Here is a 20681-nt window from a genome sequence, read left to right as displayed (position 1 = left end):
CCGCACGTCCGGTACGGCACGGCACCTCACGGGGCGCCGTGCCGCGCTCCCCCCTGCCCGAAAGCAGTATGCATTTACGTAGAGGACCCCCTTATGTCCTATCCGCTCGCCGCCCCCGCTCCCGCCGCACCACCCCACACCGGAGGCCTGCTCCTCCTCGTCGACGGCACGGCCGGACTGCTCACGGTCGCCGCCGTGGGCATCGCCCTGCTCCTCTTCCTGATCATCAAGGTCAGACTCCAGCCGTTCGTCGCCCTGCTCGCCGTCTCCATAGCCGTCGGCCTGCTCGCCGGCCTGTCGGTCACCGAACTCTTCGGCACGGTCCAGCGCTCGGACGCGGTGTCCACCATCGAATCCGGCATGGGCGGCATCCTCGGCCACGTCGCGATCATCATCGGCCTCGGCACCATGCTCGGCGCCGTCCTGGAGGTCAGCGGGGGCGCGGAGGTACTGGCCTCGCGCCTGCTCGCCCTGTTCGGCGAGCGCCGGGCCCCCCTCGCGATGGGCCTGACCGGCCTGATCTTCGGCATCCCGGTCTTCTTCGACGTCGGCATCTTCGTCCTGGCGCCGATCGTCTACGCCGCCGCCAAGCGAAGCGGCAGGTCCATCCTCCTGTACTGCCTGCCCCTGCTGGCCGGCCTGTCGATGACCCACGCCTTCCTGCCCCCGCACCCGGGCCCCGTGGCCGCCGCCGGACTGCTCCACGTCGACCTCGGCTGGGTCATCCTCATGGGCGTGGTCTGCGGCATCCCCGCCGTGCTGGCCGCCTGGGCGTACTCCGCGTGGATCGGCCGCCGCATCTTCGTCGCCGTACCGCAGGACATGGTGGAGGCGGCGGCGGACGCCAAGCAGGCCGTCCTCCAGGAGCAGCGCGCCTCGGGTGTCGAGCCGCGCGAGGAGCCGGTGCCGCTGGGCACGGTCCTCGCCATCATCGGTACGCCGCTGATCCTGATTCTCGCCGCCACCTTCTCCTCGATCGCCCTCGATCCCTCCACCGGCCGCTCGGTCGTCGAGTTCTTCGGCCACCCCTTCGTCGCCCTGACGATCGCCCTCCTCCTCGCCTACTACCTGCTCGGCATCCGCCGCGGCTGGTCCCGCAAGTCCCTGGAGACGGTGTCGACGGCGTCCCTGAAGCCCATCGGCAACATCCTGCTGGTCGTCGGCGCCGGTGGCGTCTTCGGTGCCGTGCTGAAGGCGAGCGGCGTGGCGCAGGCGCTGTCGGACACGTTCCACGACGTGGGCCTGCCCGTGATCGTCCTGTCCTACCTGATCTCGGTGGTCCTGCGGGTCGCCCAGGGCTCGGCGACGGTCGCGATCGTGACGACGGCGGGCATCGTGGCGCCCCTGCTCTCCGAGGGCCACCACTCGCAGGCCTTCACCGCCCTCGTCATCATGGCCATCTCGGCGGGTTCCATCTTCGCCTCGCACGTCAACGACGGCGGATTCTGGATGGTGGCCAAGTACTTCGGCATCAGTGAACGGGACACGCTGCGGACCTGGACGGTCCTGGAATCGGTGCTGTCACTGGCGGGGTTCGTGGTGGCGGCGGTGGTCAGCGTGTTCGTGGGCTGACTGGTTCCGGCACAGGGAAGTCGTCCATACTGCCGCCGTGGAGCAGCGCATAGGATCGAGCAACGAGCCGACCGAGGCCGCGGAGCCGTCGAAGGCAGCGCCGTCGAAGGCGGAGCCTTTGAAGGCCGGGCCGTTGAAGGCCGCACCTGTGAAGGTCGACCTGGTGAAGGCCGAGCCCGTGATGGGCGCCGGTTTCGACCCGGCCTTCGTCCCGGGGATCACGGGTCCGACGCCGACGGACGAGGTGACGAAGTCACCGGAGCCGGCGTTGGGGACCGCACCGGTAGGGGACTCGGCACAGCCGCGGTCCTCCGAACCAGTGTCCTCCGAACCGGCGTCCTCTGAACGGGTGGACGCCGGCGGGGCGGACGCCGGGACCGTCACCGACGCGGACACCGAGGACAAGGCCGACGGCCCGGTCTTCGAGGCGTCCGACCGCCGGGCGCGGATAGTGGCCGACCACAAGGGCGTCCGCCTCAGCCTGGACGAGGAGGCCTGCGAGTTCCGCTGGGACGAGATCGCGGCCGTGGAGACGGAGTCGCCCCGCTTCGGCAAGCGCTACACGATCACTGTGCACACCCCTGACCGCCGCTGGTACCCGATCGAGATCGAGGCGGCGGCCAGGGCGCGCTTCAAGGAGTGGGACGAGCAGCTCGACGCGGTGCTCGACGCCTACTTCGAGGAGGCGTGACCTAACCGCAGTACTGGGCGGCCTTGCCGATCGACCGGTACATGCAGTCGGCGTTCTCCAGCAGCTGCAACACGGCGTCCTTGTTCCGGGAGGTCTCCCGCTCGATGACCTCGTCGGGCGGGTAGAACCCCCCTCCGGAACTGGACGTCGGATACATCTCGAAGGTGTAGTCGAAGATCTTGTGCACGCCCCAGAGGTAGTCGTCGATGGACCCGTCGGTGATGTACAAGTCGCTGGACTGCTCCGCGGTGTACCCGTTGCTGGCGGCCATCTTCCGCCCCACGGCCTTGAAGGCGGCGGCGTCGTCCGCGGTCATCCCGGTGGCGGTGTCGTTGTACGTCCACCCGAACGGCCACAGCACCAGCTCGCTGTAGGTGTGGAAGTCGATGCCGGCCTTGATCTGCTGCTTGCCGCCGACGACCCGGCCGCGCACGAAGTCGGATACGACCTTCACCTCGGGCGCGGACTCTGCGGCGGACCCGCGGTAGGTCTCGGAGGACGTCGACCCTGACGACCCGCCGCAGCAGCCCCACTTGTAGTTCCAGTTCCGGTTGAGGTCCGTACCGACGTACGAGGAGCCGGAGTTGGGCTGCCGGTTCTTCCGCCACGACCGGTACGACCCGCTGGCGATGTCGTACTCGCCCCCGTCCGGATTCAGATCCGGGACGATCCAGATCTCCCGGCTGTTGACGATGTCGGTGATCCGGGAGTCCGGTCCGTACCCCGCGCCGAGTTCGCGCAGCAGGTAGAGCGCCATCTCCACGGTCAGGTGCTCCCGCGCGTGCTGATGCGCGGTGAACAGCACCTCGGGCTCGTCCTCGTCGGTACCGACGTTGTCGCTGACCTTGATGGCGACGATGTCCCGCCCCTGGTACGACTTCCCGATCACCCGTTTGCTCATGATGCCCGGGTAGGCGGCGAGCCGCTGATCGATCTCGGCGTTCATCTCGGCGTAGTTGTGGTACTTCGAGTCGGCGCTGGGAAAGTCGTAGAGCCGCGCCCCGGACCGCTGCGGCACCGCGCCCAAGGGCTGGACCTCGTAACCGAGTTGCCGAAGCCGCCGGATCTGCTCGGCCCGCCCGGACACGACGACCGTCTCTTCGTCCGCCTCGTCGACGGTGACACCGGTCGCCTGGATGGCCGTACGCGTCACGGGTGTCGTGCTCTGGTGGATCTCGTACTGCCGAACGCCGTCGTCGGCCGATTCGAGCTTGCGGACACTGTCGGCGGTGGCATGGTCGACGCCGGTCGAGACCGGGGCGGCGAGCGCGAGGGCCAGCAGTGCACCGAGAGCGGCGGTACGTCTGCCGCCGCGCGCGCCGGAGCCGCGGATGCGAAGTCGCATGAACTCTCCTTGTGGGGTGGAGGTGGGGTGTTCCCGTGCGACGTGCGGATGCGAACCTTCGGGGCCCTGGGTCGGGCTTCCTGTGAGTTCGCTGTGCGGGTTGGCGCTCATGGTGCGGTGTTGGCATGATCAGGTCAAGTGCACTTGGAGGGAACGACCGGAAACGGCGGGGCGATGCCGAGGTGCCGCTCAGTCCGCGGAGGGGGACGCCTTCAGGGCTTCGATGAAGGCGGTGAAGGCGGGGGCGGGGAAGGTGAGGGTGGCTCGGGTGGGGGATTTGGAGTCGCGGATGGATATGTGGGTGTCCATGTCGGCGACTTCGACGCAGTCGTTGCCCTCACCTCCGCCGGAGAAGGACGACTTCTTCCACGAGGTGGGGGTGATCACCGGTCCTCACAGCTCCTTCGCCAACTGGTGGATGAGGTCACGCGACCGCTCGGGGGACAGCGCCTGCGCCCTCACCCTACGGAACAGCCTTCGAAAGTGCTCCAGCTGTGCTTCCGAGTCGATGAACGCCGTGCCGTGCGGAGCATCGCGCACGACGGTGTCCAGCCGGGGAACCGCTCCACCCAGGTGCACCATGGCGCTTCCGGCGCCAGCGAAGTCGTCCAGGGCGAGCGGGACGACCTGAACGGTGACGTGATCGGCCTCGGAAGCCTCCAGGACGCGGTCGAGCTGAGCGCGTGAAGCGGCGCGTCCGGCCACCCGGATGCGGAGCGCCGCCTCGTGGATCACCGTCTGGTACGGGATCGGGTCCGGTCCGTCGATGACGACTCTCCGCCTCATCCGGTGCTCCACCCGAAGAGCCACCTCGCCCGCCGGGAACTCCGGGTTCATGTAGGCGAAGAGGGCCCGGGCGTACTCCTCCGTCTGAAGGAGCCCCGGCACGTGGATGACCGCCACGTCCTTGCGGAACCGCGCGTGATGGTCCATCTCGGCCAGGTCCTGGTAGGCGGCGGGGAGCACGCCCCGGTACTCCTCCCACCAGCCGCGCGTACGGTCCGTCGCCATGGCGGCCAGAGCGTCGATCAAGGCATCGTCCGAGCAGGCGTAGTTGGCGGCGAGCCGACGCACGCGCTGCTCGCTCACCCCCGCGACGCCCGACTCGATCTGACTCATCTGCACGGAGTTCGTCCCGAGCAGGGCGGCCGCCTCCGTCGCCTTGAGCCCGGCGGCCTCGCGCAGTCTCCGCAGTTCGGTGCCCAGGCGAACCTGGCGTGCTGTGGGGTTCCGTCGTGCCGGCACGGCGACCTCTCTCCTCAACGGCCCTGGTGAGGCGACTCTTTCGAGGGCAAGGTTACGTGACCGGCTTGCTGCGAATGAAATTTATGCCCTACCTTCGGTGACGCATCGCACACGCTGCGGAAGCGCACCGCGCCGTCCTGCCATGACGGCTGCGGCAATGCCACCGTGAGCGGAAACCCCACTCACCGACTGGAGCTGATGAGTCATGCCCGAGAACGAACCCTGGGACTACACGCTCTACATCCCCAACGACCCCAGAGCCGTCACGGTCTGCCGTCGGACCCTGCGCGTGATCCTGACGTTGCACGGGCTGGCGGGGCTGCTCGACACCGCTGAACTCCTGGCGACGGAGCTGGTGTCGAACGCGGTACGGCACACCAAGGGGCCGGCGGCGCTGAGGGTGCGCCGCTCCCCGGAGGGCCTGGTGTGGATCGGGGCGTGGGACACGGACCCGGCGCCGCCCGAGCCGCCGGTGCCGTTGGAGCGGGCGTTGGAGCGGGAGGCGGGGCGGGGGCTGGGGCTGGTGATGGCCTGCGCGGAGTACTGGGGGTGGCAGCCGTCGGCGCGGTTCGGCGACCGGGGGAAGTACGTGTGGTGTGAGCTTGGGGTGGCGTGAGGGCGGGCGCCGCACGCCACCGGGATTGAGCAGGTGGCCGTCAGCGGAACGGGATGTTGAGCCAGGGGCTGCCGGGGTCGGACACGAGGATGTGATGGGCCTTGACCATGTCCTGGTACCAGCTGCCGAACTCCTCTTCGTCGAAGTGGAGGGAGCGCCCAAGGACAAAGCCGGCGGCGAAGTCCTGCCACGACTTGTACGCCAAGGCGGAGGCCCGCCCGGCCTGGATGACGGCGGACTCGGCCTCATTCAGGGTCCCGAAACGGGCCGCGAGGCCCCACCGGGCCATGTTCGAGGCGCGCCCGAGATCTCAGGCGCCGACGGACGAGACGTACTGGTTTTCACCCAGGACGCCGTCGGCGCGCATACGGGCCTCGTAGCGGGTGATCCGCCCGATGAGTCGTTGCACCCCCTCGATACGGGCCTCGACCTCGGACTCGGGCCGGGGTTCGGTCTTGGTGACGCCGTCCTCGGTGACCACGGCGGAGCCCTGGGAGTTCGCGCGGATGACGTTGGCCACGGACTGCTTCCAGTACCCCACGTCGAAATGTCCGCCGAAGTCCCGGGCGATGGTCCGACGCAGACCGATGGCGAAGTCCCATACCATGCTGTGTGATTCAGCGGCGAGCAGGCCGTTGAGGGCGGACGGCCACTCCTCGCGACTGGTGATGCCCCACCACTCCCGTAGCTGTTTTCGTTCCCTGGGATAGCCCTCGCCGTGCGAGGCCATGCCGTTCCAGAAGGGAATCGTTGTTCACGCACAGGAGGGCCCCGCAGGCGAGGCCGTGGGCGGCGGGGCCGTGCAGGGGGCTGCCGATACGAAGAGTGCGAAGACGCGGCGACTGCTCCTGGGCGGGAGCCTGCTCCCCGTACCGGGCCCACGCCGCCGAGTGCGGGGGTGCCGAGGGGAGGAACGCCTCGCAAGGACTTCCGGGGTTGACGACGATCACCGGTGGATCGGTCGGCTGCCACGCTTTGGCGAACCATTCCAGGTAGTTCCAGTCGAACACCCGGTGGGGCTCCGGTGCGGGCAGCACACCCTCGGTGTACACGGCCCAGATCCGCCCGCCGACAACGCGCGGGTCGTACCCGAAGACGGCGTACGTCGCACTGGGCGTGGCGTCCGCCTTCTCCTTCTGTATCTCGAAGAACAGCCTGCCCTGCGCGAGCGTTCCGAAGTACGCCGCCCAGCCCTCACGCGACTTGGCTTCGAACAAAGCCTGCTCGACCTCTGACGGTGGCGTCCAGGTGGAGGGCGGGGGAGGAGGAAAACCCGCCGGGCGGCGGACCGAAGGTCACGGACTCCTTACCCTTTCTTTGATTTCGAACTGTTACCGACTATGGTGACAAATCCCACTTTTCAGGTCGTTGGCACCATCACTCCACGACCGGCATCTTGTCGAATTTTCCAATCTGACGAGGGGTGTCTGCCATTAGATGCCCCGTGCCCCTCTTCGTCGACTGTGGATCGAGGTTCCGCGGGGTGCCAAGGCTCAGCGGGGTTGAGTGTTAGGCCTTCGAGGAAAATGATCGAGTTCTGAACATAGACAATCTCACGGACCTCAGAGGGGCCAGCAGAAGACGAAGTCGCTGTTCGTCGGGTCCGTGATGGATGAAGTGAGGCACGATATGGCATCGTCATCGCGTTCAAGGAGTCTCAGGGGACTGGCCCAGCTTGTCTGGCATTTCCCCACGTCTAAATAGGTCACATCTATGGGGAAGCTCTCTGCGAAGTCCCTCAAGGTGATGCACCCGATGGCGTCCTCGCCCGCTACGGATGCGGACGGTAGGGACAGCTTCCGGACGGACGGAGAAGAGCCTGTCGGGGCGACGCACTTCGAGGTGACGCCCTACGCGGAGTGACATGGGGGAGGCTCAAACCGAGTAGGGATAGATGTCGATCTCAGGGGTCGTGAACTCGATGGCGGCGCCGACCCTGGGCTTGTCGACCTGACCGGGTTGAACGGAGTCGATGGGGCGCGCGAGCTCCACGAGAATGATGTCGGCGCCGACTCGGATAGCTACCACGGCGTCTTCATCCACGGTGGCCACCACACCTCTGATGCGTACCGGCGATCTCGGTGTGTCCGATGCCATCGTGGCCGGCCCGTCCACGATGGCCCACCGGGCGATCTCGTCGGGGACGTCGACCTCGACATCCACAAGAGCGCCCACCTGCGGCAGCTCGGATCCGCGCCATCGGGCCCATGCCTGCCCGGATAGGCTCCTGAAGGCGACCAAGGGACCTTTTCCGGTCTCCATCGCGGGCGATAGGTCCAGAATCTCGATGCGCATTACTTCAGTCCTAGTGGTACTCGGATCATGGTGTTATCCACGATCCATGTGTTGGTGGGTGACTCGAATGTCCAGGTTTCCATATGGAAGTGAAACTTGGTGGGCTTGCTGTTCATCTCGTGGGGACCGAGTCGAATGCTGCGCCGGCCGTCGGCTGAGACGAGGCGATCCGGGTCCGGCAGTCCAGTACGCGGATGGATGTTCGTATAGGGCCCGTCTCCCAAGAACTTCTTCCACTCGTCCATCACCTGGTGCGGTTTGAGGGGCTTCGGGGCGACGACCTCCGGGGTCTGGATGATCTTTTGTTGCGGAGGGTAGGGGGAGAGCCCGAGCGGGTCGACCCATGTGTGGGGATTGTGGACGTAGGTCGCAGGGTTTGGCGCTGGGTGGAGGCCGAGTGGGTCGGGGCTGAGATACCGGGCAGTGTCCGGTTCGTAAGTGCGAAGGTAGTTGTTGTGGAGTCCGGTTTCCGGGTCGTAGTACTGGCCTGGGAAACGTAGTGGTGTGTAGGTCGTGCTGTGGGCTGACCACGCCGTTGCTCCCCATAGAGTGCTGCGGGTGCGCCAGGCGATTTCGCCCTGCTCGTTCACCAGCTCGCTCGGGGTGCCGACCAGGTCGGTGACGATGACGAAGAAGCGAGAGTCGATTTCCTGCTGGGGGGCTTCCGCTGCGGTGATGCGTTCCGTCTGGGAGACCGGACGCAGGCCCTGGTGGTCCCAGGTGAGGGTGACCGGGTTGGGCAGGCCGAGGGATGTCGTGGTCTGTTCGCAGAGCGTTGTGCCGTCCCAGGTGAAGTCCACCCGCTCCGCGACCGTTTCGCCGTCGTCGGCCAGACGGAGTTTCGCCGTGCGGCGGCCCAGGGGGTCGTAGGTGTAGCGCCAGCGCGTGCCGTCCGGGGTGAGCACCGAGGTCAGGCGGTCCTCGGCGTCCCATTCATAGCGCCAGGTGTCCGGCTTGTGGGACAGACGGGTCTTCTGGCGGAGGATGATGCGGCCCAGCGCGTCATGCTCGTAGCGGACGTTGCCTGCTCGCGTGATGTGGGTGCCCGTGTAGGTGCGCGGGCCGACGGCCTCCTGGCCCGGGTGGTCCGACGGCCAGAACGCCTCGGTCTGGTTGCCCGCCTCGTCGTACGCGTACTGCTCCGTCCAGCCGGCCGCGTGGACCGCCGTCACCCGGCCGGTCGCGTCGAGGTCGAAGCGGCGGGTGCCGGACAGGTGGTCGTCTATGCCGATCAAGTTCCCGTCGGCCCGGTAGGTGTACGTCCGGTGTTGAACCCGGCGGCCTCCGGCACCGGTCACCGACTGGCTTGTCAGGCGGCCCAAGGAGTCGAAGGAGTGCTCCATGGCGATCGTGCCACCGATATGGCGGGTCACTTCGCGGCCCGCCTCGTCGTACGTGAAGTCGATCGGTCTGCCGGACGCCACCATGCCCGTGCGGCGGCCCGCCGCGTCGTACGACCATGTGGATACGGCACCTGTCGGCGTGGTGCGGCCCGTGCGGCGGCCCAGGGTGTCGTAGGTGTACGTCACCGTGCGGCCGTTGACGGTCTCCGAGTGCAGGCGGCCGTGGCGGTCTCGCAGCAGGGTCAGTGTGGTGCCGTCCGGGCCCACGGCCTGGGCGAGCTGGTCCGTGAGATCGTAGGCGTACGTCGTGACCTGGCCCGCCGCGTCCTTCCGCAGCACTTGGCCGAGTTCGTTCCGCTCGTAGGTGATCTCCTCGCCGAGCGCGTTCCGCCGTGAGATCAGGCGGCCCGCCGGGTCGTATACGTACTTCAGCGTCCGGTCGTCGAAGTCCCTCTCCGTCACCAGGCGGCCGGCCGCGTCGTACTCGTACGTCCAGGTCAGCCCCTGCGGATTCGTGACCTTCGTCAGTCGCAGTTCCGTGTCGTGGTCGAATGCGTAGCGGACGCCGTCGGGGCCCGTGCGGGCCGTCAGCAGGTCGAAGTGGGTGTACTCGAAGCGGCTGACCCCGCCGAGCGGGTCCGTGTAGCTCGTGCAGTTCCCCTCGCCGTCGTACGTCCACGTCTCTGTGGTGCCGTCGGCGGCCGTGCGGCGGGTCAGGTTGCCTTCGAGTGACCATTCCAGGCGGGTCGTCGCGCCGGTGGGGTCCGTGATCGTGGTGGGGAGGCCGAGGGCGTTTCGTTCGTAGCGTGTGGTGGCGCCCAGGGGGTCCGTCACCTGCACCGGGAGGCCCGTGCGGTCGCAGACGACCCTTGTCGTGTGGCCCAGGGGGTCCGTCACCGACATCAGGTGGCCGGCCTCATTGTGCGTGAACCGGGTTGTCTGGCCCGCCGGGTCGGTCACCGAGGTGCGGTTGCCCCGGTCGTCGTACGTCTGGCGGATCACCGTGCCGTCCGGGTTCACGACCTTCACCGGCAGGCCGAGGTCGTTGTACTCCGCCCGCGCCTCGCGGCCGTCCGGGCGGACCACCCGGGTGAGGTTGCCGGCGGCGTCGTACTCGAACGTGGTCGTGTGGCCGAGGGGGTCCGTCGTGGACAGCAGGCGGTTGTAACGGTCGCGGACATGTTGCGTCGTTGCGCCGAGTGGGTCGGTCTCCGCCACCACCTGCCAGGCGTCATTCACCAAGTAGCGTCGTGCGTGACCCTCGGCCGTCGTCGCCGTAGTGGTCCTCAGGCCCGTTGTGGCATCCGGTTCACCGTATGTCAGGCGCAGCGCCATGTGACCCGCCGAGCCGCCCTCCGCGACGCAGCGGTCCTGGTCGTCGTACTCGTACGTGTAGCTGCGGTCGTTGGTGTCCGTCCAGGAGGTGACGCGGCCGGCCTCGTCGTACGTGAAGCGGAGTGGCAGGCCGGAGGAGTTGACGACCTCTGTGAGGTTGCCGTCTGTGTAGCCGAAGCGCCTCAGTTCCTCGCCGGTCGCGGTCAGGTGGTACGCCGTGATGCGCCCCGATTCCGTCGTGATGCGGATGCCCTGGCCGGCGCTCGTGTGGACGCCCAGGGGGGCGCCCTCGGTGTCGTGCTCGAAGGTGATCCAGTTGCCGTTGCGGTCGTCGATCTGTTCGAGGATGGCGAGGTTCTGGCCTTGGTCGGCGAAGTGCCGGGTGTGGTGTGTCCGGGGGTCGGTGATGGTGTAGCCGCCGTCCACCCGGTCCAGAGGGAGGCGGGGGCCGTGGCTGGGCAGGGTGGGCAGGCCGGGTGCGGGGTGGGGGTAGGACAGCAGGAGGCCGTCCTCCGTGACGTAGACGACTCCCTCCGCGTCGATCTCCAGGCGCTGGTCCAGGGTGGAGGACCAGGACGGGCCGAACCAGCGGCCCAGGTGGTGACCCGACTCCACCCGCCGGGTCAGGAGCAGGGGGAGTGTGCCGGGGAGGGTGACGTCCGTCTGCGGCAGGTACATCTTGCCGGTGGCGAGGTCGATCGGGTCGGTGCCGCCGCTGTGCACGGAGTCCGGCTCTCGTGAGGGCCCGTGCGGGTCCTCGTTGACCCGGTCCCGGGCTGTCTTCCCGGCCGCGCCCTCGGCCCCGGCGCGGGCTTCTCGTGTGGCCGCGGCTTCCGCGGCCCGGCGGGTGAGCCCGGTCTCGGCGGCCTTCCGTACAAGGCCCGCTTCCGTGCCGAGGCCCTTGGTGCCGACGAGTTCGGGCAGCATGCGTCCGCCGAACTCGGAGGGGTCCTTGCGGGCCTCGTCCCACATGGCCTTCGCGGTCCGCTCGGGGTGCGCGGCGGTGGAGGTCAGGCCGGAGAGCGTCATGCTGACGTTCTGCAGGTAGGCAGCGGGGTGGGTGAGGTTGTAGGGGTCGGCGGGGTTCAGGCCGCGGACGAAGTTGACCAGGCCGGCGGTGCCCTTGGCCACACCGCCGGCGAAGTGGGTCAGCTCGATGCTGGTGGACAGCGCTCCGTCGGTGAAGTCGTCCTTGAGACGGCTCAGGGGCGGCGGCTCGGCGGGGGCGTGGGCCAGTGCCGATTTCACCTTTCCCTGGGCTTCGGCGGCGGCGGTGTTGCGCTGCTTGCGGGCTTCGGCGAGCTTCTCCCGCGCGGCCTGGATGTCGGCCTTGCCCGGGTCGTGGAACGGCTCGGGCTTGGGGCCCGGGTCCTCACCGGCCTTGATCTTGGCGTTGTAGGCGTCGACCTTCTTGTTGTACGCGTCCACCGCGTCCTTGGAGGCCTTCACGCCCTTCTTGTAGAGCTCGACGGCTTCCTTGGCCTGTCCTTGTGCCCACTTGACGGTGTCGGCGTACGCCTCCAGTGCCCCGGCCGCCGTGCTGCACGCCTCGGCGGCCTGCGCCCACTTGGCGGGGTGCACGCCGAACTTCTCCCGGAAGGCGTCGCCGCCCTCGCCCTTCCAGCCGGAGGAGTCGACCTTCTTCAGCCCCTGGCTGACCTTGTCGAACGCGCCGCGGAAGTCCCGCAGGTGCTTGGCGCTCTCGCGGATTTTGTCCGGGTTGCCGTGGACGAGTTCGTTCGCTTCCTCGGTCTGGCCGAGCTGCTGTTCGCCCGGGGTCGCCCCGAGGTCGGAGGCGACGTCGTCGCCCCAGTCCTCCACGCTGTCGGCCCAGTCGTGCGCGCCGACGTAGTCCAGTGCGCCGCCCAGTTTGTCGGTGCCGTAGTCGACCGCCTCGCCGAGCTTTTTCTTGCCCTCGTCGTAGAGGTGTTCGCCGTAGCCCAGGGCACTGTTCAGGCCGTCGCCGATGTCACCGAAGACCCCCATCAGCCCTCACCACCCTGCTGCTCCTGAGCGGCCTGGGCGCGGGCTTCGGGCGAGGGGCCGGAGACGTCGTCCACCAGCCGGTCGTACTGTTCGTCGGACATACCCAACGCGCTGTGCAGGTTCTCGGGGTTCATCCCGGGCACCGGTCCCAGGGTGCGGGAGGTCATCACATCGCGTGTGGCGTCCTTCCAGCCCTGCTTGCTGGTGTCCCAGGCCTGCTCGAACGACTCCTCGCTGTAGTCCACGCTCGCACCGGACTTGGCGATGTCACCATAACCCATCTTCTGCACGCCCTCCTCGGAGGCGTACGGATTGCCGATGGCCGCGTTGGTGACGATCTTGAAGGTGCCGTCCACGTACTGGTCGGTCTCGTAGTACGTGCCCGCCGCCAGGCCCGTCTTCGCGGCGAACCCGTTGCCCTCGTTGATCAGCGACCGCACGCCCCACTCCCAGCGCTCGCAGAACGACGTGAACTCGCCCGTGAGACCTTCGTGGCCCAGCTCCAGCCCGGACAGCGCGATGTCACCGAAGCCACGCCCCGCTCCGGCCTCGCCGACCATGCCCAGTTCTTTCAGCTCGCCCAGCGCCTCGGTCAGCCCCTTGGCGATCAGGCCGAGCCCGTCCGTCGCGAGATCCTTGCCGCCGCCCCCGGTCACCGCCCGTCCCCCTCGTCCTCACCCGCCGCACCGACGTCCACCGCCACCGCGTCCGGCACGATCCCGCGCACCGGAGGAAAGACCATCCCGTCCTCCCCGTCCGCGCAGTCCAGCGCCACCCCGCACGGCACCCCGACCGCCGAGACCGCAGCGTCCAGCAGACGCGCCCCCAGCCACCGCTGATACGGCCACTCCCGGCCACCCTCACCCCGCGCCAGCGCGAAACGCGCCAACGCCCCCTCGTTCGAGAAGGCGTAGAACCAGCGGACACCACCGAAATCGGCGGCCAACGGGCTGCCGGTGTCCGGGTCGAGGGGGACGAGCACGGCCGTACGCCGGAACGCGCCGAGCACAACCGCGAACTCCTGCCGCCCGCGCTCGGGGTCGTCCGCGGTCTCCGATGCGTCGGGTGCCGCCGTATGCGCGTAGTCGTACAACCGCGACCTGCGTACAGGCCCCCCGTGTTCAGCCATGGCCGGGATCATCACATCGGCCTGTGACCAGTGGCAACGTGACAGCCGGCCGATCGAACAAGTCAGGCCGTTCTTGCCGCACACGAGGGCGCCCGGACCAGAAGGCCCGGGCGCCGTGCGTTCAGTGGGTCACGTCACGGCAGCGCGTGCACGTGCGGCCCGACCGTGTTCGACCACGCGTTGCCCGCCGTCGCGTCCCAGTTCGTGGACCAGGTCATCGCGCCCCGCAGGGCGGGGTAGGTCTTGGACGGCTTGAAGGTGCCGCAGTTCGTCGCCGCCGTCAGGCAGTCCAGGGCATTGTCGACCACGCTCGGGGAGACGTAGCCGCTGCCCGCCGCGCGGGTGGAGGCGGGGACGCCGAGGCCGACCTGGGACGGGGAGAGGCCGCCCTCCAGCTGGATGCAGGCGAGGGCCGTCAGGAAGTCGACCGTGCCCTGGCTGTAGACCTTGCCGTCGCAGCCCAGCATGGAACCGCTGTTGTAGTACTGGGTGTTGACGACCGTCAGGATGTCCTTGACGTTCAGGGCCGTCTGGAAGTACGCGTTCGACGTGGACTGCATGTCGATCGTCTGGGGGGCCATCGTGATGATCAGCGAGGAGCCCGCCTTCGACGACAGGGCGCGCAGCGCCTGCGTCATGTAGGTCGCGTTCAGGCCGTTCTCCAGGTCGATGTCGACGCCGTCGAAACCGTACGTCTGCATCAGGGAGTAGACCGAGTTGGCGAAGTTCGTGGCCGAGGACGCGTCGCTGACCGACACCGAGCCCTTCTCGCCGCCGACCGAGATGATGACCTTCTTGCCGGCCGCCTGCTTGGCCTTGATGTCCGCCTTGAACTGGTCGACGGTGTAGCCGTTCAGGCCGGCGGAGTCCAGGGTGAAGGAGACGGCTCCCGGGGTCGACGTCGCGTCGGCGAAGGCCACCGCGATGATGTCGTAGGACGACGGGACGTCCGAGAGCTTCTGGACGGTGGCGCCGTTGTTGAAGTTCTGCCAGTAGCCGGTCACCGCGTGCTTGGGCAGCGAGCCGCCGCCCCCGCCGCCCGTGCCGGAGGCCGTCGTGCCCGTCACCGTCGCCGACTTGGCCGACTCACCGGCCGCGTTGGTCGCCGTGACCTGGAAGGAGTACGACGTGGACGCCGCGAGGCCGGTCACCGTAGCCGACATGCCGGTCACGGCCGTGACCTTCGTGCCGTTCCGGTAGACGTTGTAGCCCGTCGCGCCCGACACCGCCGACCAGGACAGGGAGACCGAGGAGGACGTCGTACCGGTCACGGAGAGGCCGGACGGGGCCGCGGGGACCGTCGGGGCCGGGTCGCCGCCTCCGCCGCCGTCGGGGCCGTAGACCGAGATGTCGTCGGCGTAGTAGGCCGCCTGGCCGTACCAGCCGTGGGTGTAGACGGTGACCGAGGTCGTCGAGGCGCCGGTGGTGAAGGTCGTCGACAGCTGCTTCCAGGACGTCGAGTCGGGGGTCCACGTCGAGACGTCCGTCGTGCCGGTGCCCGTCACGCCCAGGTAGGAGTAGCCGCCCTGGACCCACGCGCTCAGCGTGTAGGTCGAGTTGGGCTTGACCGCGACCGCCTGGGTGCACTGGGCGTTGTCCTGGCCGGCCGGGGTCGCCTTCAGGGCCCCGGTGCCCCCGTGCACCGGGGACGTGACCGTCGTGCCGCTGCCGGCCGTGCACGTCCAGTTGGCCAGGCCCGACTCGAAGCCCGCGTTCTTCACGTTGTTGACGTCCGCGGCGGACGCGGGTCCGGCCGTGGCGAGGCCCGCGACCGAGAGGGCCAGGGCGGTGGCGGCGGACCATGCCGCGAGCCGCCGTGCGCGGGGTCTGGGTATGCCTGGTGCGCGGTCCACTGGAGCCTCCGTGGGGAGTGGACGGGGAGAGGAGGAGAGGGGCGGTGGCCACCGCTTGCGCCCTTAAGTTGGTCCAGACCAATCCGGGTGTCAAGAGGTCCAGACCAAAACCGTTTCCGGCCAGTGGCTCAACCTGTCCGGGTTTGGCGGGACTTGCTCCGGGAGAGTTCCACACCGGCTTCACAAACGCTGTTCTCCGGTCATACGCCCGTGGATACAGTGCTCAGGTAGTCACGCAATGAAGTCGTCCTGGCGCACTGGAGTTACACCGGTGGGCCGGCGGGTGTGAAGAGCGGGGAGCTGCGCGTGCCAACTGCCATTGCCGTGACCAGTGCCGACATGGCGCTGCCGGCGCAGGACGAGCGGACCATGCCCGCCGTCGTCCTGGCCGCCCTCGACCGCAAGCCGCTGGACCAGGCCCTCACCGAACTCCACACCCTCACCGAGCAGTACGGCTACGTGGTCGTCGTCTGCTCACAGGCCACCCCGGAGCCCGTCGTACGGCGGCTGTACACCCTGCGCTCACTGCTGGAGAGCGACCGCATCGCCCTGTTCCGGCCGGAGTTACCGCCGCTCGGCATCGCCGTCCTGGCCCGGCAGCTGCGCCAGCTCGCCTCCTGCGACCTGAGCCCGGGCGTGCTGGCCTCCGCCGGCCGGCTGCTCACCCACTACATCCACGCCGGCGCCGTCCTCGGCTCCGTCGCCAAACTGGACCGGGTCCCGGTCGGCCTCAAGGCGCACGCCAGGAGCTGGATGCCGGGCAGCCAGTTCGCCGTCCTCGCCCACCCCGAGCCCCAGCTCGTCAAGGTGGCCCCCGACGCCACGCTCAAGGGGCCCGAGTTCAGCACCTGGATGCTGGTCGCGAAGGGGCAGCTGCAGAGCGAGTGGGCCGCCGGGCTCGGCACCCGGTGGGGTGTGCACGGACTGCGCGAGACCCCGCTGCCCGCCGAGTCACCGGTGTGGTGGGGGACCGGCCGCATGGTCGAGTTCTGCGGCTACCTCGCCGACCTGTCCGTCCTGTACCAGCTGGTCACCTCCGTACGGCAGACCGGCTGTCACTGGTGCGGCCTGGACGTCATCGGCGACCGCTGCGTCTTCTGCTCCGCCACCCCGCCCGGCCACGAGCCACCCCGCGCCCTGGAACAGCGAACGCCCGCCTGACCTGCGCCAACCTGACCCGTCCCGCTCGACCGATTCCCCCAATGAGGTTGCACGGTTCATGAACTCCCGTCAGCGCCGCGGCGTGATACTCCTGATCCTGTCGGTCCTGTGCGCGCTCGGCGCGTTCGCCGGCGTGCTCTCCGTCATCCACGACGCGAACTCCAAGGTCGGGCCCGAGGTCGCCGCCTACCGGGTCAGGTCCGAGGTGAAGCCGTACACCGCACTGGACACGGGCCAGTTCGAGAAGATCGAGATGCCGAAGCGGTGGCTGTCCGGCAACGCCGTCACCGACCTGCGGCAGATCCGCGGCAAGATCGCCGTGACCACCCTGCACGCCGGCTCCCTGCTCCAGACCGACATGATCGTGGACCGGCCCGCCCTCCGGCCCGGCCAGCAGGAGGTCGCCATCATGATCGACGCGGCGACCGGCGTGGCGGGGAAGATCACCCCGGGGTCGCGGGTCAACGTCTACGCCACCTTCGAGGGGAAGAAGGAGGGCGACCCGGACCAGTCGAAGATCATCGTGACCAACGCCCGGGTCATCGACGTCGGCCGGATCACCGCCCTCGAACCCGACCGCGACAAGAACCAGCAGGCCACCGAGGCCGTCCCCATCACCTTCGCGCTGTCCACCCTCGACGCCCAGCGCGTCACCTACGCCGAGTCCTTCGCCCAGCGCGTCCGGCTCGCGCTCGTGGCCCCCGGCAGCGAGACCAGCGTCCCCGACCAGGACCGCACCTACGAACTCGCGACGGACAAGTGAGAGGCGGCCATGCCCACCAGGATCCTCCCGGCCGGCGCGGACCCGGACGCCGTCCGCTCCCTCACCACCCTGCTCAGCCAGCTCCCCGACGCCGAGCCGCAGCCCCCGGTGACCGACTCCACCCAGCTGGTCGACACCCTCGCCCGGCTCGCCGCCGAGTCGGTCGACGAACTGCCCGAGGTCGTGGTCGTCCACGAACGGATCGGCCCGGTCCCGGCCCTGGAACTGATCCGCGAGGTCGCCCTGCGCTTCCCGGCCGTCGGCGTCATCCTCGTCACCACCGACGCGAGCCCCGGCCTGTTCGCCGCCGCCATGGACTCCGGCGCCCGCGGCCTGGTCGCGCTCCCGCTGTCGTACGAGGAGCTCGCCAACCGCGTGCAGGCCGTCGCCCAGTGGTCGACGGGGGTACGACGGCACCTCGGGCACGGCGCCGAGACGCTCGCCGGGGCCGGCGGCACCGTCGTCACGGTCAGCGGCGCCAAGGGAGGTGTGGGCGCGACACTGACCGCCATCCAGCTCGCCCTCGCCGCCCAGGCCTCCGGCCGCGCCACCGCCCTGGTCGACCTCGACCTCCAGACCGGCGACATCGCCTCCTACCTGGACATCCAGTTCCGCCGGTCGGTGGCCGACCTGGCCGCCATCACCGACATCTCGCCCCGCGTCCTCGCCGACGCCGTCTTCCGCCACGACACCGGGCTCGCCCTGCTCCTCGCGCCCGGCGAGGGCGAACGCGGCGAGGAGGTCACCGACCGCGCCACCCGCCAGCTCGTCAGCGCCCTGCGCTCCCGCTACGAGGTCGTCGTCGTCGACTGCGGCGCCCAGCTCAGCGGGGCCGGCGCGGCGGCCGTCGAGATGGCCGACACCGCGCTGCTGGTCACCACCCCGGACGTCATCGCCGTACGCGCCGCCAAACGGACCGTACGGATGTGGGACCGGCTGCAGATCCGCAAGGCCGAGGAGACGACCGTGGTCGTCAACCGCCACACGCGCAGTACGGAGATCCAGCCCGCGCTCGTGCAGCGCATCACCGGGACGGCCCTGGCGCGCACGGCCGTACCCGCCAACTTCAAGGAGCTGCAAGCGGTCGTGGACGCCGGGCGGGTCCACGAGCTCGACGCCAGGAGCACGGTCAAGCAGGCGCTGTGGGGGCTCGCGGGGGAGCTGGGGCTGGTGAAGGCCGCGGAGGGAGCCTCTCACCGCGGGAACGGACGCGGTTCCGTGAGCCTGCGGCGCCGGAAGGAGTGAGTCCCTGATGAGAAGGCCGGACGGGGACCGGGGACAGGTGAGCATCGAGTTCCTGGGCATGACCCCGCTGATCGTCCTGACGCTGGTGCTCATGTGGCAGGCCGTACTCGTGGGATACACCTTCACGCTCGCCGGGAATGCTGCCGACGAGGCGGTGCGGGCGGGGACGGCCGCGCCACGGGGAGGCGCGCGTCAGGCAGCGTGCGCGGAGGCGGGGCTGAAGCACCTGTCGGGAGCGTGGAAGGGGGGCGCGTCGGTGCAGTGCAGCCCGTCCGGCTACGTCACGGCCGACGTCTCCCTCAAGGTCCCGGTCCTCTTCCCGGGCGTGATCTCCTTCCCCGCCACCGTGCACGGCCACGCCGGCGCCGTCGAGGAGGTGAAGGACTGAGATGCCGTACCGCCGCCCGAGACGCGACCGTGGCCAAGTGGCCGTCGAGTACCTGGGGTTCGTCCCCGTCCTGCTGATCGTCGGCCTGGCCGGCTTCCAGATCGGCGCCGTCGCCTACGCCGCCGAGCAGGCCGGTACGGCGGCCAGGGCGGGAGCGCGTGCCGCGTCGCTGCGGCAGGACGTGGGGCAGGCGTGCGCCGACGCGGTCAGCGGCGGCCTCTCCGTGCAGTGCGGCGAGACCGGCGGAGGGGACGACTCGGTCACCGTCACCGCGACCGTCCACATCCCCACCATCGTCTGGGACCTCGGCTCCGCCACCAAGTCCGCCACCATGCCGCTCGACCACTGACCGAGAAGAGGCGACCCCATGAGTCTGCGGGCACGCATCAGCACCCCGGAGGAGCACGGCAGCCGGGGCGAGGACGGGCACCTGGTCGCCTCCTACCGGGCCAAGCTGCTGGAGGAGATCGACCTCGCGGAGATGAGTTCGCTGGCCGCCGCCGAACGCCGGGCGCGGCTGGAGCGGGTGCTCGGGCACATCATCAGCCGCGAGGGCCCGGTGCTGTCGACGGTCGAGCGCTCCCAGCTGATCCGCCGGGTCGTGGACGAGGCGCTGGGCCTCGGCATCCTGGAACCGCTGCTGGAGGACGCCTCGATCACGGAGATCATGGTCAACGGGCCGGACGCCGTCTTCGTGGAGCGCGGCGGCCGGGTGGAACAACTTCCCCTCCGGTTCGTCTCCGCCGACCAGCTCATGCAGACCATCGAGCGGATCGTGTCGACGGTCAACCGCCGCGTGGACGAGTCGAACCCGATGGTGGACGCCCGCCTGCCGTCCGGCGAGCGGGTCAACGTCATCATCCCGCCGCTGTCCCTGACCGGCCCCATCCTCACCATCCGCCGCTTCCCGCGCTCCTTCACCCTCCAGGAACTGATCGGGTTCGGGTCGCTGGACGAGCACATGGTGTACCTGCTGGCGGGCCTGGTGCAGGCGAAGTTCAACATCATCGTCTCGGGTGCGACCGGTACCGGGAAGACCACCCTGCTCAACGCCCTGTCCGGGCTGATCCCGCCGCACGAGCGCATCATCACCATCGAGGACTCCGCCGAACTCCAGCTCCAGCAGACCCATGTGGTCCGCCTGGAGTCCCGCCCGCCGAACGTGGAGGGCAAGGGCCAGGTCACCATCCGGGACCTGGTCCGCAACTCCCTGCGGATGCGCCCCGACCGGATCGTGGTCGGCGAGGTCCGCGGCGGCGAGTCCCTCGACATGCTCCAGGCGATGTCCACGGGCCACGACGGCTCGCTGGCGACCGTGCACGCCAACAGCGCCGAGGACGCGCTGACGCGGTTGCAGACGCTGGCCTCCATGTCCGACGTCGAGGTGCCCTTCGTCGCCCTGCACGACCAGATCAACAGCGCGGTCGACGTCATCGTCCAGCTCACCCGGTTCGCCGACGGCGCCCGCCGGATCACCGAGATCGCGCTGCTCGACAGCCACGGCGGGGAGCCGTACCGGCTGGCGACCGTGGCGCGCTTCGACGCGCGGCCCATGACCCCGGACGGCCGCGTGTACGGCGACTTCCGGTACTTCCCGCTGCCCCGCCGCGCCGCCGACCGCCTCTACATGGCGAGCCAGCCCATCCCCCAGGCCTTCGGCGTCGCCCGCTCCGCCGACCAGCTCGCCACCCGAGAAGCCAGGTAGGACCCAGGA

At 69.3% G+C, this 20681-nt stretch carries 22 protein-coding genes; 9 read left to right on the top strand and 13 right to left on the bottom strand.

Features of this window, described 5'->3' with window-relative positions; all coding sequences use genetic code 11:
- Window positions 1-93: 93 nt before the first annotated feature.
- Entirely contained in the window at window positions 94-1572 is a 1479-nt protein-coding gene (locus C3492_RS30345; RefSeq protein ID WP_103815835.1) for a GntP family permease, read from the top strand.
- Between the two features lie 133 nt (window positions 1573-1705).
- Window positions 1706-2263 carry a hypothetical protein gene (locus C3492_RS30340; RefSeq protein ID WP_103815896.1) on the top strand — a complete coding sequence of 186 codons (558 nt, stop codon included), beginning with the start codon at window positions 1706-1708 and terminating at the stop codon, window positions 2261-2263.
- A 1-nt stretch (window position 2264) separates the two neighbouring features.
- Here C3492_RS30340 and C3492_RS30335 read toward each other — a convergent pair whose 3' ends face one another.
- The 3 genes from C3492_RS30335 to C3492_RS30320 form a co-directional block, all read right to left on the bottom strand.
- Window positions 2265-3608 carry a M14 family metallopeptidase gene (locus C3492_RS30335; protein WP_181140630.1) on the bottom strand — a complete coding sequence of 448 codons (1344 nt, stop codon included), beginning with the start codon at window positions 3606-3608 and terminating at the stop codon, window positions 2265-2267.
- Window positions 3609-3797: 189 nt separating this feature from the next.
- Window positions 3798-3995, bottom strand: a complete 198-nt coding sequence (locus tag C3492_RS30325; RefSeq protein ID WP_103815834.1) for a DUF397 domain-containing protein — start codon at window positions 3993-3995, stop codon at window positions 3798-3800.
- 6 nt (window positions 3996-4001) lie between these two features.
- Window positions 4002-4853: a helix-turn-helix transcriptional regulator gene (locus C3492_RS30320; RefSeq protein WP_103815833.1), complete on the bottom strand. Its 852-nt coding sequence runs from the start codon at window positions 4851-4853 to the stop codon at window positions 4002-4004.
- A gap of 205 nt (window positions 4854-5058) precedes the next feature.
- On the opposite strand from C3492_RS30320, the gene C3492_RS30315 reads away from it, so the two are divergent.
- On the top strand, window positions 5059-5469 hold the full coding sequence (locus tag C3492_RS30315; protein ID WP_103815832.1) for an ATP-binding protein: 411 nt from the start codon (window positions 5059-5061) through the stop codon (window positions 5467-5469).
- 40 nt (window positions 5470-5509) lie between these two features.
- Here C3492_RS30315 and C3492_RS47005 read toward each other — a convergent pair whose 3' ends face one another.
- The 10 genes from C3492_RS47005 to C3492_RS30285 all read right to left on the bottom strand — a co-directional run bounded on the left by C3492_RS47005 (window position 5510) and on the right by C3492_RS30285 (window position 15410).
- A complete protein-coding gene (locus C3492_RS47005) occupies window positions 5510-5758 on the bottom strand; it encodes a DUF1266 domain-containing protein (RefSeq protein WP_374938391.1) in 249 nt (82 codons plus the stop codon).
- Window positions 5759-5779: 21 nt separating this feature from the next.
- Window positions 5780-6076 carry a hypothetical protein gene (locus C3492_RS47000; RefSeq protein WP_374938390.1) on the bottom strand — a complete coding sequence of 99 codons (297 nt, stop codon included), beginning with the start codon at window positions 6074-6076 and terminating at the stop codon, window positions 5780-5782.
- 10 nt (window positions 6077-6086) lie between these two features.
- Window positions 6087-6686 carry a hypothetical protein gene (locus C3492_RS46145; protein WP_258055973.1) on the bottom strand — a complete coding sequence of 200 codons (600 nt, stop codon included), beginning with the start codon at window positions 6684-6686 and terminating at the stop codon, window positions 6087-6089.
- Window positions 6687-6829: 143 nt separating this feature from the next.
- Complete coding sequence (locus C3492_RS46995) at window positions 6830-6997, bottom strand: hypothetical protein (protein WP_374938396.1); 168 nt, start codon at window positions 6995-6997, stop codon at window positions 6830-6832.
- Between the two features lie 34 nt (window positions 6998-7031).
- On the bottom strand, window positions 7032-7163 hold the full coding sequence (locus C3492_RS46990; RefSeq protein ID WP_374938395.1) for a hypothetical protein: 132 nt from the start codon (window positions 7161-7163) through the stop codon (window positions 7032-7034).
- A gap of 181 nt (window positions 7164-7344) precedes the next feature.
- Window positions 7345-7764 carry a hypothetical protein gene (locus C3492_RS30305; protein WP_103815831.1) on the bottom strand — a complete coding sequence of 140 codons (420 nt, stop codon included), beginning with the start codon at window positions 7762-7764 and terminating at the stop codon, window positions 7345-7347.
- Window positions 7764-12428, bottom strand: a complete 4665-nt coding sequence (locus tag C3492_RS30300; protein WP_258055971.1) for a putative T7SS-secreted protein — start codon at window positions 12426-12428, stop codon at window positions 7764-7766. Before C3492_RS30300 ends, C3492_RS30305 begins: the two co-directional genes overlap by 1 nt.
- Complete coding sequence (locus tag C3492_RS30295) at window positions 12428-13084, bottom strand: hypothetical protein (protein ID WP_103815830.1); 657 nt, start codon at window positions 13082-13084, stop codon at window positions 12428-12430. Before C3492_RS30295 ends, C3492_RS30300 begins: the two co-directional genes overlap by 1 nt.
- Entirely contained in the window at window positions 13081-13557 is a 477-nt protein-coding gene (locus tag C3492_RS30290) for a hypothetical protein (protein WP_258055969.1), read from the bottom strand. The genes C3492_RS30295 and C3492_RS30290 overlap by 4 nt, the downstream gene beginning before the upstream one ends.
- Before the next feature lie 134 nt (window positions 13558-13691).
- Entirely contained in the window at window positions 13692-15410 is a 1719-nt protein-coding gene (locus C3492_RS30285; RefSeq protein ID WP_103815828.1) for a chitinase, read from the bottom strand.
- A 324-nt stretch (window positions 15411-15734) separates the two neighbouring features.
- Here C3492_RS30285 and C3492_RS30275 point away from each other — a divergent pair, with 324 nt between their 5' ends.
- The 6 genes from C3492_RS30275 to C3492_RS30250 are packed head-to-tail and all read left to right on the top strand — an operon-like array spanning window position 15735 to window position 20672.
- Window positions 15735-16571, top strand: a complete 837-nt coding sequence (locus C3492_RS30275; RefSeq protein ID WP_181140638.1) for a hypothetical protein — start codon at window positions 15735-15737, stop codon at window positions 16569-16571.
- Window positions 16572-16629: 58 nt separating this feature from the next.
- The gene (cpaB, locus tag C3492_RS30270; protein WP_103815826.1) at window positions 16630-17334 is read left to right on the top strand and encodes a Flp pilus assembly protein CpaB; all 705 of its coding nucleotides are present in this window, start codon (window positions 16630-16632) and stop codon (window positions 17332-17334) included.
- 9 nt (window positions 17335-17343) lie between these two features.
- The gene (locus tag C3492_RS30265) at window positions 17344-18579 is read left to right on the top strand and encodes a P-loop NTPase (RefSeq protein ID WP_103815825.1); all 1236 of its coding nucleotides are present in this window, start codon (window positions 17344-17346) and stop codon (window positions 18577-18579) included.
- A gap of 7 nt (window positions 18580-18586) precedes the next feature.
- Complete coding sequence (locus C3492_RS30260; RefSeq protein WP_103815824.1) at window positions 18587-18967, top strand: TadE family protein; 381 nt, start codon at window positions 18587-18589, stop codon at window positions 18965-18967.
- Window position 18968: 1 nt separating this feature from the next.
- Window positions 18969-19316 (top strand): TadE/TadG family type IV pilus assembly protein, encoded by a 348-nt coding sequence (locus C3492_RS30255; RefSeq protein WP_103815823.1) that lies wholly within the window; start codon window positions 18969-18971, stop codon window positions 19314-19316.
- 18 nt (window positions 19317-19334) lie between these two features.
- Window positions 19335-20672, top strand: a complete 1338-nt coding sequence (locus tag C3492_RS30250; protein ID WP_103815822.1) for a CpaF family protein — start codon at window positions 19335-19337, stop codon at window positions 20670-20672.
- The last annotated feature ends 9 nt before the right edge of the window (window positions 20673-20681 follow it).

This window comes from Streptomyces sp. Ru62 (assembly GCF_002920615.1).
In the GTDB taxonomy this organism is placed as follows: domain Bacteria; phylum Actinomycetota; class Actinomycetes; order Streptomycetales; family Streptomycetaceae; genus Streptomyces.
Note: the sequence above shows the minus strand (reverse complement) of the source record. Positions and strands in the feature narration are given on the sequence as shown.

Coding starts and splice junctions, on each gene's coding strand:
- C3492_RS30265 (WP_103815825.1), top strand. CDS start 17,344: ATGCCCACCAGGATCCTCCCGGCCGGCGCGGACCCGGACGCCGTCCGC.
- C3492_RS30255 (WP_103815823.1), top strand. CDS start 18,969: ATGCCGTACCGCCGCCCGAGACGCGACCGTGGCCAAGTGGCCGTCGAG.
- C3492_RS30305 (WP_103815831.1), bottom strand. CDS start 7,764: ATGCGCATCGAGATTCTGGACCTATCGCCCGCGATGGAGACCGGAAAA.
- C3492_RS30300 (WP_258055971.1), bottom strand. CDS start 12,428: ATGGGGGTCTTCGGTGACATCGGCGACGGCCTGAACAGTGCCCTGGGC.
- C3492_RS30290 (WP_258055969.1), bottom strand. CDS start 13,557: ATGGCTGAACACGGGGGGCCTGTACGCAGGTCGCGGTTGTACGACTAC.
- C3492_RS30335 (WP_181140630.1), bottom strand. CDS start 3,608: ATGCGACTTCGCATCCGCGGCTCCGGCGCGCGCGGCGGCAGACGTACC.
- C3492_RS30345 (WP_103815835.1), top strand. CDS start 94: ATGTCCTATCCGCTCGCCGCCCCCGCTCCCGCCGCACCACCCCACACC.
- C3492_RS47005 (WP_374938391.1), bottom strand. CDS start 5,758: ATGGCCCGGTGGGGCCTCGCGGCCCGTTTCGGGACCCTGAATGAGGCC.
- C3492_RS30315 (WP_103815832.1), top strand. CDS start 5,059: ATGCCCGAGAACGAACCCTGGGACTACACGCTCTACATCCCCAACGAC.
- cpaB (WP_103815826.1), top strand. CDS start 16,630: ATGAACTCCCGTCAGCGCCGCGGCGTGATACTCCTGATCCTGTCGGTC.
- C3492_RS30250 (WP_103815822.1), top strand. CDS start 19,335: ATGAGTCTGCGGGCACGCATCAGCACCCCGGAGGAGCACGGCAGCCGG.
- C3492_RS47000 (WP_374938390.1), bottom strand. CDS start 6,076: ATGGTATGGGACTTCGCCATCGGTCTGCGTCGGACCATCGCCCGGGAC.
- C3492_RS30260 (WP_103815824.1), top strand. CDS start 18,587: ATGAGAAGGCCGGACGGGGACCGGGGACAGGTGAGCATCGAGTTCCTG.